The 11,775-nt window shown below is 43.1% G+C and carries 14 protein-coding genes and 1 pseudogene; 3 read left to right on the plus strand and 12 right to left on the minus strand.

All coding sequences use genetic code 11. From position 1 onward, the window contains the following. Nucleotides 1-55 precede the first annotated feature (55 nt). A complete protein-coding gene (locus ACFQZT_RS00880) occupies nucleotides 56-847 on the minus strand; it encodes a DUF817 domain-containing protein (protein WP_379295609.1) in 792 nt (263 codons plus the stop codon). A gap of 164 nt (nucleotides 848-1,011) precedes the next feature. Between ACFQZT_RS00880 and ACFQZT_RS00885 the strand changes: the two genes are divergently transcribed. After that, complete coding sequence (locus ACFQZT_RS00885) at nucleotides 1,012-1,248, plus strand: AbrB/MazE/SpoVT family DNA-binding domain-containing protein (protein ID WP_379295611.1); 237 nt, start codon at nucleotides 1,012-1,014, stop codon at nucleotides 1,246-1,248. A 69-nt stretch (nucleotides 1,249-1,317) separates the two neighbouring features. Here the strand turns inward: ACFQZT_RS00885 and ACFQZT_RS00890 are convergent, their stop codons facing one another. The 4 genes from ACFQZT_RS00890 to ACFQZT_RS00905 all read right to left on the minus strand — a co-directional run bounded on the left by ACFQZT_RS00890 (nucleotide 1,318) and on the right by ACFQZT_RS00905 (nucleotide 3,506). After that, nucleotides 1,318-1,611 carry a hypothetical protein gene (locus ACFQZT_RS00890; RefSeq protein ID WP_379295613.1) on the minus strand — a complete coding sequence of 98 codons (294 nt, stop codon included), beginning with the start codon at nucleotides 1,609-1,611 and terminating at the stop codon, nucleotides 1,318-1,320. Between the two features lie 96 nt (nucleotides 1,612-1,707). Then, nucleotides 1,708-2,274, minus strand: coding sequence for a peroxiredoxin (locus ACFQZT_RS00895; protein WP_379295615.1), 567 nt, complete (start codon nucleotides 2,272-2,274; stop codon nucleotides 1,708-1,710). A 47-nt stretch (nucleotides 2,275-2,321) separates the two neighbouring features. After that, nucleotides 2,322-2,561 (minus strand): glutaredoxin family protein, encoded by a 240-nt coding sequence (locus tag ACFQZT_RS00900; protein WP_379295617.1) that lies wholly within the window; start codon nucleotides 2,559-2,561, stop codon nucleotides 2,322-2,324. A 21-nt stretch (nucleotides 2,562-2,582) separates the two neighbouring features. Then, nucleotides 2,583-3,506 carry an FAD-dependent oxidoreductase gene (locus ACFQZT_RS00905; RefSeq protein WP_379295619.1) on the minus strand — a complete coding sequence of 308 codons (924 nt, stop codon included), beginning with the start codon at nucleotides 3,504-3,506 and terminating at the stop codon, nucleotides 2,583-2,585. 394 nt (nucleotides 3,507-3,900) lie between these two features. On the opposite strand from ACFQZT_RS00905, the gene ACFQZT_RS33990 reads away from it, so the two are divergent. Next, complete coding sequence (locus tag ACFQZT_RS33990) at nucleotides 3,901-4,125, plus strand: Ger(x)C family spore germination protein (RefSeq protein ID WP_460871380.1); 225 nt, start codon at nucleotides 3,901-3,903, stop codon at nucleotides 4,123-4,125. 513 nt (nucleotides 4,126-4,638) lie between these two features. Here ACFQZT_RS33990 and ACFQZT_RS00910 read toward each other — a convergent pair. The 5 genes from ACFQZT_RS00910 to ACFQZT_RS00930 all read right to left on the minus strand — a co-directional run bounded on the left by ACFQZT_RS00910 (nucleotide 4,639) and on the right by ACFQZT_RS00930 (nucleotide 9,792). After that, a complete protein-coding gene (locus tag ACFQZT_RS00910; RefSeq protein ID WP_379295621.1) occupies nucleotides 4,639-5,424 on the minus strand; it encodes an arylamine N-acetyltransferase family protein in 786 nt (261 codons plus the stop codon). A gap of 698 nt (nucleotides 5,425-6,122) precedes the next feature. Beyond that, nucleotides 6,123-6,512, minus strand: coding sequence for a tautomerase family protein (locus ACFQZT_RS00915; protein WP_379295623.1), 390 nt, complete (start codon nucleotides 6,510-6,512; stop codon nucleotides 6,123-6,125). Between the two features lie 49 nt (nucleotides 6,513-6,561). Next, a complete protein-coding gene (locus tag ACFQZT_RS00920) occupies nucleotides 6,562-7,416 on the minus strand; it encodes an alpha/beta fold hydrolase (protein ID WP_379295625.1) in 855 nt (284 codons plus the stop codon). After that, complete coding sequence (locus ACFQZT_RS00925; RefSeq protein ID WP_379295756.1) at nucleotides 7,413-8,576, minus strand: NAD(P)H-dependent flavin oxidoreductase; 1,164 nt, start codon at nucleotides 8,574-8,576, stop codon at nucleotides 7,413-7,415. Before ACFQZT_RS00925 ends, ACFQZT_RS00920 begins: the two co-directional genes overlap by 4 nt. 10 nt (nucleotides 8,577-8,586) lie before the next feature. Further along, nucleotides 8,587-9,792: a YbfB/YjiJ family MFS transporter gene (locus tag ACFQZT_RS00930; protein ID WP_379295627.1), complete on the minus strand. Its 1,206-nt coding sequence runs from the start codon at nucleotides 9,790-9,792 to the stop codon at nucleotides 8,587-8,589. Between the two features lie 182 nt (nucleotides 9,793-9,974). Here ACFQZT_RS00930 and ACFQZT_RS00935 point away from each other — a divergent pair, with 182 nt between their 5' ends. After that, nucleotides 9,975-10,151, plus strand: a complete 177-nt coding sequence (locus ACFQZT_RS00935; protein ID WP_379295629.1) for a LysR family transcriptional regulator — start codon at nucleotides 9,975-9,977, stop codon at nucleotides 10,149-10,151. A gap of 375 nt (nucleotides 10,152-10,526) precedes the next feature. Here ACFQZT_RS00935 and ACFQZT_RS00940 read toward each other — a convergent pair. Both ACFQZT_RS00940 and ACFQZT_RS00945 read right to left on the minus strand, forming a co-directional pair. Then, nucleotides 10,527-10,640, minus strand: a pseudogene (locus tag ACFQZT_RS00940) (aldehyde dehydrogenase family protein); the annotation flags it as partial. A 118-nt stretch (nucleotides 10,641-10,758) separates the two neighbouring features. Next, entirely contained in the window at nucleotides 10,759-11,619 is an 861-nt protein-coding gene (locus tag ACFQZT_RS00945) for a polysaccharide deacetylase family protein (protein WP_379295631.1), read from the minus strand. Between the last annotated feature and the right edge of the window lie 156 nt (nucleotides 11,620-11,775).

Here is an 11,775-nt window from a genome sequence, read left to right on the forward strand (position 1 = left end):
AATACGAAGAAAGCCAGGCCCGCTTTTACCATAAGCAGACTGGCTTTCCTTTTTTTCACCCTTTTACACTGAAATCCGTATGCTGTGCCTGAGCTTCCTTTACACGTTTGAGCTGCCCGACAATCATAAAGCTAACAATCACTAGCAATGACCAGGAACTGATTTTACCGAAGGAGACCAGGCTCCATCCCGCTTCCTGATTCGGATATTGCCATGCGCCAAGCAGCGTCGCGATATTTTCGGCAATCCAGATGAAGAAACCGATCAACCCGAAAGAGACTACCAGCGGCATACGGTACCGCTCCGTTCCAACTTTAAAGGAGACCCAAGTACGGAAGTACAAAATAAAGAGCAGAACAGTTAACACCCATCTAAAATCATAGATATAGTGATGCGTCATAAAGTTCAGGTAGATTGCGATCCCAAGGGGAATGGTCCATATCGATCGCGGCCAGCCATCCAGATGGATCTGCAGCCGTCGCCACGCCTGGCATAAGTAACTCGCTACACTTGCATACATAAATCCGCTGTATAACGGCACGCCTCCAATTTTGGTCCAAGCCTCCTGCGGATATTGCCACGACCCCATATGCACCTTGAACAACTCTAGGCCCAAACCAATGAGATGGAACATGCAGATCACTTTCAACTCATCCCATGTCTCCAGTTTGGTCCATAGCATCAATGCCTGAATGACGATGCAAATCAGTAAGATCAGGTCATACCTAGGTATGTAGGGCACATGAACAAATTTAAGTACGGCTAATGTGAGAAAAATGAGGGCTGGAAACAAGCACGAAAGCGCCTCTAAATAAGCAAAAAGAAACCATTGACGAATCGCATACATAAATGAACCTCCCCTATGACCCTGTGCGGATTCCCTTGTCTATTATAGCTTCTTTTTATCGAGGATGTTCAAAGTAAATAAAAGGAATTGGAGTTCATATGTGGAATATAAGTAATGAATCCATTTATGTTCGACGATATGAAACGAATAAGGAGGTTGAACGGATGAAATCGACGGGAATCGTAAGAAAAGTAGACGAATTAGGTCGAATCGTACTCCCTATTGAACTGCGGCGCACACTGCGAATTGAAATCGGGGACGCGATTGAGGTTTATGTGGATCCGGAGCGCATTACGCTAAAAAAGTACAATCCGGCCTGCGTATTTTGCGGTAATTTTGACAATATGACCTATTTCAAAGGAAAGCTTGTCTGTCATACTTGCATCGAAGAGATTGTCTGATCGCACGCGATTCGGATTTAAAATGAAGGAGCCTGGTGACCTCGCTTAAAGCGAATACCAAGCTCCTTTTCACAAATAAGAAAGACCAATCGAGATCAAAATGCCAGCCACCGCAATCCAAAATAAGTAAGAGCGATATACCCGTTGCAAGCTCTTGTCCTGACGTTCCATGACAGCTCTCTTTCTCGAGCTGTTTCCTTGCGTTTCCCCATCCGCTTCATCAGAAATCTGCGTACGCCAATTTATAAATTGAAAACCAATTCCGCTTATGACCACGGATATCATGAGTAAAATTAAAGACCCCATAAATAGCTTGTCCGATATGGATTGCAGCATGCCGTTTCTTACCTCTCTGTTCATCATTATCATAGTCGCTTTTATTATACTGCAAACGGCGCTTAAAAACACAAAAGCCTTAACCGAGTGAGAGTCGGTTAAGGCTTTTTACATCGATCCGGCTTACAGTGTTTTGTCACCGGGTTTCCAATTCGCCGGGCACAATCCGCCGGCCTGCAGCGCTTGAAGAACGCGAAGCGTTTCATCGACGGAGCGTCCAACGTTCATATCCGTGACGACTTGATAACGCAAGACGCCGTCAGGATCGATAATAAACAATCCACGGTGCGCTGCTCCGGATTCTTCATCCAACACGCCATAGGCGTGGGCTGTTTCTTTAGAAAAGTCGCTCACCAACGGGAACTTGACGGGACCGATCCCATTTTGCTCGCGCGGCGTTTGCGTCCAAGCTCTATGCGTGTAGACACTGTCCACCGATGCGCCCACAATCTCTGTATCCAGTTCCAAGAACTGCTCATAGTTATCGCTGAATGCCGTTATTTCAGTCGGACATACAAAGGTAAAATCAAAAGGCCAGAAGAAAAATACAAGCCACTTGCCTCTGTAATCCTCCAGTGAAATTTTCTCCTCCAAAGTTTCCATATTTTTCGTTGAAAGCAGTGAAAAAGAAGGGGCGGGTTGTCCAATTTTGGCAAACGGATAGGATGTTTGTAAAGTTGCTTGTGTCATCGTATGTTTCTCCTCTCTTTTATCCAATCTATTTCTGTATGCTGATATTAGCTGGCGATTTCGGCTAACGCTTTTTTCAATTTGGTTACGTTGAGTCCTAAAATTTTGTGCTCGCCGATAACGGTCACCGGCAAAGACATGAGCCCCATATCGTGTAGCTCTTGACCGAACTGATCGTTTAGGTCAATATTTCTTTCTTCGTAAGCGACATTTTGCTCGGTTAAATATTTTTTCAATTGTTGGCAATAAGGACAGTTTGTGCTGGAATATACGATTACATTAGACATTGAAATCATCTCCTATATGAATTATTTGTACTGCGGGATCAATTGCGCCCGCTTATTTATAAATTTGTCAACCGCCATCGCGGCAATCGCGCCGTCAGCTGCAGCTACGACAGCTTGCTTGACCGGCGTTCGTCTGACTTCGCCTGCGCCAAACACCCCCGGAACTGCAGATTGCATGGAGCTGTCGAGAATCATAAACCCTTCCTCGTCAAGCGGGACCTGATCCTGAAGGAAATCCGTTCCGGGCTTGCTGCCGGATAAGAAAATAAACACGCCGTCGACCGGCAAAACATCTTCACTGCCCGAAGCCGTGCGGATTTTCAGCCCCTGTACATGCTGTTCGCCAACCACTTCAAGCGCTTTTGTTTTATAAAGAAGCTCGGTATTCGGCAGCTCCGGCACATGGTGAACACCCTGCAACTCCGGCCGCGGTACAACGAAGTAAATTTTCTCCGTAAACTTGGTGAGCGCTTGGGCTTCCTCCAACGCCTCCTCCGAGTCGCCAATGACCGCCACCGTTTTCCCTTCGAAAAAGGCACCATCACACGTTGCACAAGTACTCACTCCGCGCCCCAACAGATTCTCTTCACCCGGAAGCATTCGGTTGCGACCTTTAGAGCCTGTGGCGATAATGATGGTCTTACCTTCGTAAATTCCATCAGCCGTAAACACATACTTCGTATCGCCTTCCACATCAACCGCGGTGATCGTCGTTTGAACGAACTCGGCGCCAAATCCCTTCGCCTGTTCGCGCATTGTATCCAGCAGTTGTTTGCCGGAAAGCTCGCCGATGACGCCAGGATAGTTTGCAATTTTGTGCGTAATCGCCAGCGCGCCCGTATTAGGAGCCTTATCAATGACCAATGTCTTTAAATTTCCTCTTGCCGTATAGATCGCAGCCGAAGCCCCTGCAGGCCCCGCGCCAACAATTATGACATCATACATGTGATAGCCACTCCTTTTGATCAGGATCATTCTCAGGACCCAAGTCTAGCATGTCCATTGATAATTTATATCAGATAATAATTATTATAAATAAAAATATTTTAAAGTCAATCTCTTTTTAGAATTATTATAAATAGTCCTCCTATCCATATGAGTCCGGAGATCTTGAATCAGGCTGCGGAAAAAATGGCTGCCTGACATTAGCCCCTGTTCCGATAATCGTATACGCTAGCAACGGTATTCTATGGTCCTTGTACATTAATGATCTAATTTCCTCATCGTTGAGGCACCCTCTATAGTCCAATAAATATTCAGAAGGTGTTTCAACGAAAAAAGGCGGTTCAGGGGGCGCAGCCGTATACACGTTTGATTTCAAGGAATATAGTTCGGGGAGATTTGCGATAAGACCAGCAGAGTAATGCCAAGGTTGTTTTATACACCTCAAATACAGTGTTATATTGTTTCGCAACGGTATGCCCGGCAAGGGTTATTAGATTTAATTAATTTTCTGGAGCGAGATCCGGAACATCGTACGAATGTGGATATTATCGTCTCCGATGCACTGCTATCAGTTGTCATGAACAGTTTTACCTCTCTGGAAAGGGTACCGGGTCGGTAGTATATTCGCTCTTTGTTTGAACTTCATGCGTGCAATTTTCATATGAGTGTATTTCCTAGCAGGTTAAACGATTTAGCGAAAGGTATCAATTTCCACCAACCGACCGTCATTCCCCTTCTAGAATATAGCAGCAAGCAACCTGCTTCAAAGACACTTGATGGTGTTGGGTATTAAACCCTTGGAAAACCCATCATACCGAGGCGTTCCTTTTTTGACAAAGGCCATTTCTTAGCATTAGCAGGAATGGTTTAGCTTAATGGCCATGTGTTTGTTCCGCAAAACGATTAAGCACCTATGTTTGTGTCGTGACCTTGCGACACAAACATAGGTGCTTTGAAATAAAAAATCCCCGATTGGCGGGGATCTAAAAGCACTAATGTTTGTGTCACCGGACAACTCTATAACACTTGCAGCTAATTCCTAGCTCCATTCCATTTACAGACGCTTCAAAAAATTGATTAAACGGCGTCTTATTTAGACTCCCGATTTAATTTTCATGGGAGTTCAGAACCTTCAATAAGAGTTTATGCAAAACTTATCCATGAGTATCTCTTTGAATAAGTTTTTGTCAATTTCTTTTTTATCTTCTTTTCCATCAATCCATTCGGTGAACGAGGTATCTGTTAGAATTATGTTTCCTCGTTGATTTTGCCTAGTGATTAATGGTCTCTTATTAAAACGAGATTCTGGATGCTCCGCTATTATCCTCTGTACCTCATTCAGTTCCGAAAAATCCTTAACTGCAACTGTGGAATCAAACACATACCCTAGTTTCCAACAATCATGTTTATGTTTCAACCTCATATACAAAAAGTAATCACCGTACTCACTGTCCGCTTTTTCTACTTTAAATTTACCATTATTGGATATAACAATGTCCCCATTTAATGGAACTGGCTTTAACGGTAAGTTCCCTCCAAATCCGGTGTCGACCAAAAATTGTTGTCCATCGTGAGTTATGATATTGAGTACATGTGTTCTTCCTGTCGCGCTCCATCGTTGTCCAATATGGTCATAAGTAACACCTCTAACCAGGGTTGTATTAAAGAAATTTTCAATTAAAAATAAATATAAAATAGAATTTAGCTCATAACAAAGCCCTCCCTCATTTCTTTTGATTATTTTGTCGATTAGATTCTCTTTTGTAATGTCAGTGGTTCTATTTTCAATTACACATAAATTTTCAAATGGGATTTCTCTTGCAGTCTTTTCAAGAACAATGTCTAAGTTTTCAAAAGTTATTATTTCGTTTTTTAAGATACCTATTCTATGACGAAATAGCAAATCTAACTTGTCCATTAATCATTTACCTCCTAACAAACTATGTACGAAATAATTTTAACATGAACTGAATAAGGCTGCCGTTCATTTTTCGCGGCAGCCTTAGTTTGGAGTTGTTTAGCTCTAGTTCAACGGCATTATTTTAACGCTTTCTCCGTTAGCACAACTTCAGCTTTTTCTTTTAACACCTCTGGGTTGTTCTACGAATATCTTTACACGCGAGTCTTGATTACTCTTTTGCATTAAGGGCTGCTCGTTTCCTCTTTCATCAATCGAGCGTGTCATCACACAATATTCTCCCACAGATCTTGGACACCAGTTTAGGACGAATCGCTGCCATTCCATATTCTCGCGCGGTTCAACACTTGCTTCTTCCCAGGTTTCTCCCCCGGCGGGGGCTATGCCGGTCTAACACAGGTTATTGTCATTAACGGCACCAAGAAGAGAGTGATGCTTGCTGACACGGATGAACCGATGAGTGTTGGAACAGAACAGAATCCAGCGATTCAAGTGATCGAGCCGACGCCGTATATTTAATAACGCAATCGAATAGGACATTTGATATGGGACGATTTTTCAAGGTAAACCTCTCCCTTTCGGTTCATACGCTTGGAGCGTGTTCATATGATCTTGTAAGGTTCTCTCATCAGCCGCATCCAATTTTCTTTCATGTCTATCGCCGCTAATGGCTGTTATTTATGCATACCATCTTCGCCTCATAACTTTCCGGTTAAAAACTGTGCCTCACCTAGTCCAAAACTCCAGTCAGAATCCGTATTTTCGACGATAGACACCATTAAATCGCTTGGTGCGATGCCACACTCAGCTTCCAGCCGTTCGGACAGTAAGGAATAGAATTCTTGCTTCTTCTCTTTTGGTCGGGCTTTGCTTACAATGGATAAAACAACTAAATTATTGGTGCGGTTAAGTCCTAACCCTGTATCTTCAATAATCATATATTCTGCTGGGTGTTCATGAACAATTTGATAACGGTCACGCTGAGGAACGTCGAAAACTTCTACGACAACAGTATGAACAACTTCTAAAAGTTTTTTCAGACTTGCTTTATCTCGACCTTCTATAAGGTCAAAACGAAGTAAAGGCATATATTTTTTTCTCCTTCAATATTGAAATATAACTTTCTGGCGTTTGGTGTTATAACTCATTTCTCTTTAAGAAATCTAAAATTAATTCACCTATTTCATTTGCATGTGTTTCCAATGCAAAATGACCAGTATCTAATAAATGAATCTCGGCATTAGGTAAATCTTTTTTAAAAGCGTTAGCTCCCTCTGGAATAAATGAAACATCATTTTTACCCCAAGTTGCCATAAATGGTGGTTGATATTCGCGAAGATACTGTTGAAAGATTGGGTACATCTTTACATTATTTTGGTAATCAAAAATTAAATCTAATTGTTTTTCATCATTTCCAGGTCGAGACATATATGCAATATCTAAAGAATAACCATCCGGAGAAACTTTATTAACTTGTGTTCCATCAAGATATTGATTTTTAATCGTGACAGGTTCAAATGCTGTCCGATAACTTTCTCTTTTTTCTTGTGTTGGATTACGCCAATATTCTGCTCGGACAGCCCATTTCTTACCCAAACCCTCGTTATATATATTTCCATTTTGGCTAATTATCGCTGTCACACGATCTGGATGGTTCATTGCTAAACGAAAGCCAATAGGCGCCCCATAATCAAAGACATACAGTGCATACTTAGTAAGTCCCAATCGGTCAACAAAAGCTTCAATTATTTCAGTAAGATGGTCAAATGTATAGATAAATGTACTTCTATCAGGTGATGTTGTTTGCCCGAATCCTGGATAATCAGGAGCAATCACGTGATAGTCTTTTGCCAAAACAGGTATTAGATCTCGGAACATGTGACTTGAGGAGGGAAAACCATGGAGTAATATAATTACCGGTTTATTGGGATCCCCAGCCTCGCGGTAAAAAACACTTAATCCCTCTACCTCTGAATAATGATATGTCGTCAATTTAATCCCTCCCACTTACAAATTCTAGTGCTCGAATCAGAATCGTTCCCCCGAATAGAGGAAACTTTTTTAACAAGTTCATCTGCTTGCTCGATGGTTTGTTTGACGATTGCAGCTGCAGATTGGTCGCTGGCTAACCTAAGACCCTGCCCCGCCCAGAGTGACATATATTCAGGGTCATTCGCTTTTGCAGCTGCCTGTCTAATGTCTCGCGTCATAGCGTTTTGTATTGGGTAGGCAGGGATTGTTCCGGGATACTGATGCATGTCGTTCATAAATGTCGTTCGAATACCTCTTGCCGCTTTGCCCGAGTATGCGCGTGTAATTTCAGTGGAGTCCTCATTGGCTGAGAGGATCTTCTGTTTGTACGTTTCATTGGCGCCGCTCTCCGGACACGCCAGAAACGCAGTGCCCATCTGTACAGCTCCGGCCCCTAATGCAAGGCTTGCTACAAGTCCCCTTCCATCCATGATGCCCCCCGACGCGATGACCGGAATCGACACATGGTCTACAATCTGCGGAACAAGAGCCATGGTGCCAATCAGCGATTCGGAAACATCTTTCAAGAATGTGCCTCGATGACCACCTGCTTCACATCCCTGGGCCACAATTGCATCTACGCCGGCCACTTCCAAATGATTAGACTCTTCAACTGTTGTTGCAGTGCCTATTACGACTGTTCCACGCTGCTTCATAGCTTGGATCAAGTCATGTGGCGGTATACCAAAAGTGAAACTAAATACCGGGATCTTCTCTTCAAGCAACACTTGCACTTGCTCTTCAAACGATTCCGAAGACTTCGGAATTGACGGATTTTGAGCAATACCAAGCCTGACCCGGTAGTTATTGAGATAATCTGTCATTTGAACAACTGCTTCTTCCGATTCTTCTGATTGCTCAGGTACAAACAAGTTTACCCCGAAAGGCTGGTCTGTTAATTCTCTGATCTTTTGAATCGCGCCGCGAAGTTGTTCCGGCGTTAAGTATCCGGCTCCCAGATTGCCTAGGCCTCCGGCATTTGAAACTGCTGCTACTAACTCGGGAGTCGTGGGACCACCTGCCATCGGCGCTTGGAAAATTGGGTATCGAATTTTTAGCGTGCGTGTTAACTCAGTTTTGAACACCGTTGAACGCCTCCTGTTACTGTGCTTTGGACGAATACGAAATTTATTAATAATTTCTTAACAATCCTCTTTTATTTGAATTGACTGCACCGGTTATCAATAACGTAACAGCCATAACGAGCACCAAAGTAGCAAGAATGAGCGACAGACTGTAACTATGCGCCACTTCCAAAACGATCCCGGCTCCGATCGGACCTAGTATTTGCCCGATTCCATAAATGCCAGTCATCAGTGCAATTGCTCTATTGCCACTGGATGGTCTCGCCATACGAGCTGCAGCGATTGCGAGCATGGAAATCCCCATAAACGTCCCGCCGAAAAGGATAGACCCTAGTGTTACACCGATTATATTGGGCAGCCATACAGGCATTATGACCCCGAAAGCTTGCAGGATAAACGCAGTAATCAATGGTTTGATGTAACCTGCTTTACTCGTCCACCAAGACCAGAGAACTGTCGATGGTACTGCCGCTATTCCAACGATAATCCAACTATAGTCAGCAAAACTTGACATATGGGGCATTTGTTTGACCATTGCTACTAGAAACGTCGCACTAACAATATAACCAAGCCCCTCAAGTCCATAAGTAACAAGTAGCCAACCAAAGATAGATTCATTTTCGGCTGATGAAGTCGGGGAATCAGTATTTGGAGCTATCGGCTTCGTTTTATCATCTCGGATAAAAGTCCAAACTGGAACTAATAAGACGATGCCGATAACCAAAAGACCAATCCAAGTTCCCCTCCATGAGAAATGGCTCAGAATGGGTGTAAGTAAACCAGTTAAAGCAATACCGGTACCAACCCCGCCATAAAAAATACCTACCCACTTTTCGCGTTTGTCTGAAAGCAGAGCATCCAATACTAAACTTGATGACAAGACGAAAATAAGGCCACTGCTAATTCCAGTTAAGAAGCGCAAAATCATCCACCAAATAAAAGATGAAGCAATTCCCATAAGCCCCGTTGAAATGATGCAAAGTACCAATTGAATCTTAAGATGGTAAGCTCTACGGGTTCCCCAAGCAATAAAGCCTGCGCCAAAGGCAGCGATAAGGTAACCCAAGTTATTGCTACCAGCCAAATACCCAGATTCCGTGACGGAAAGATGAGCTTGTGATTGCATCAATGGAAGTATGGAAGTGTATGAAAAACGTCCGATTCCCATTGCAATGATGAGCATAACAAATCCACCTATCATGATCTTGGTGGATTCAAAAATTTTCGTATGTTTAGTTCCTGCATTCTCCATGAGACAAGCCCCTTTCTAAATTCATTGTACCTCCCCTTAGATATCACGTAAAATGAATATAATCGATAATAAACATTAAAATCTTCAATACCTAAACGAAGGAACGGCAGTGAACATCCGGGACTTGCAGATTTTTCTGGCTGTTGCAAACGAGGGCGAGTATTTCAAGGGCAGCTGAGAAAATGGAATACGTTCAGTCGAGTATATGTATCCGTATCCAGCAGCTCGAAAGTGAATTGAAAACTGAGTTATTCCGCCGTGGGCGGCAAGGGGTTCGGCTAACAACCTCCGATGAGGCATTAAAATCCTATGCTGAGAAAATTATCTTTCTTACGCAAGGAACGTGCCGTCGCAGATAACTCGATCCCTAGAGGGACACTTCGGATCGGATCGTTTGAAACCACAGCAGTCACTCGGCTTCCATATATTATCTCCGATTACCATATGTCTTATCCGGAGGTCGATTTGACATTTAGGTATAGGAGGACTAATATTTCCGATCTCTCCCAAAAGGAAACAATTCTTAGCTTCGAGCATTGCATAAGCGAATCGATGCGTAAACGCAATGCGCAACTGATCTAAATACGAAGAGAGGCACTCCCTACCGGAGTGCCTCTCCCCACAGAAATCAATAATGAATCACCCACTTGATTGTAAGGATCAAATTGATTTTTATAAGTTTCCAATCGATAAATATTTTGTTTCCAAATATGGTTCGATACCTTTTATTATAGTTCCTCCAGGGTCTTAAAAGTAATGATTGGAGCGACCGGCCCAAATGTTTCTTCCTGCTTGATCGCCATATCGAGTTGGACGTTAGTCAATACGGTAGGGTAGACAAAGAAATAGCCTTATTCCTTATCGCATTCCCAACTTTTAGTTTGGCTACTTCTTTGCCGCACTAGGTCTTGTTCCATACGGATACCTATTGATAAGGTTTGGGAACATGGGACTCTCTTGATTTTTTTATTCACCCCGTTGCAGACTACGCAATTCTTTCCAACCAATGAGTTGGATATTTTGTTCGTGGATGATGGATTGAATGAGTGGTTCACGAAATACCATATACTCGAAATGCCTTATTTCCCACGTGTCGGTGATGGCCATCAGCTCATTAGTAGCGACGGATGGATGAAAAACGATCTCCGTGACTCCAGGCTTAAGATTGCGTAGGCACTCTGAAACATGTTCAATGACAAAACTGTATCTTTGTGTCTTGCTTGGCAAATGAAACGGTAGGACTACCACATAGTCAGGTAATTTGACACCCTTGTTGTCCGCTAAACGAATCAATTTCTCATTGTGTGGAATCGGCGCACTCGTTTGCCTCGGCATCCTAAGCGGTAATCCATAATTCGCACAAAGTTCAATTACAGTATTCATGAAGGGCTCTGCAGAACCGATTTGAAGACTCAACATGTGATTATCCAAGTGTGTGACATCAACCCCCATCTGCAACGCACATTCTATTTGTGCAATGCATTCCTGTTTAATGTCATCCGCTATCGCCAATCCGACCGGGGCTACGTCCTCGGGAAAATGTCCAAACTCATCGACAAAAGGTACAGGATGTGCAAATGATGAAATCGGCCCCCACTTGTAATTCTTCCATTCACTCGTAAACGTCAAATGAACTCCTACGTCATAACAACGTGTACTAGCCAAGTTTGCAGCTTGAGTCATCCAAGGACATGTCATCATAAGCGAAGAAGAAGTGATGGCTTTTTCTTCGAATAAGGTTCCAATTGCTTGATTCGTACTGCAACACATTCCGAAATCGTCCGCATTGATGATTAACAACTTTTGATCTCCATTGCTTAATCCCATTTGCTAATCCCCCTACTGTAAACGAAAGTACATGGCCATAACCAAGACTAGTATCATGGGAAATTCCAGTCATCACAGTATTTGATGAACCGAATTGGCCTTGGCAAATTGCTTGGGTATTCGTCCCTTTGGTATTATTTCGCCACTACATTCATC

Source organism: Paenibacillus sp. GCM10027628 (assembly GCF_042676385.1).
GTDB lineage: Bacteria > Bacillota > Bacilli > Paenibacillales > NBRC-103111 > Paenibacillus_E.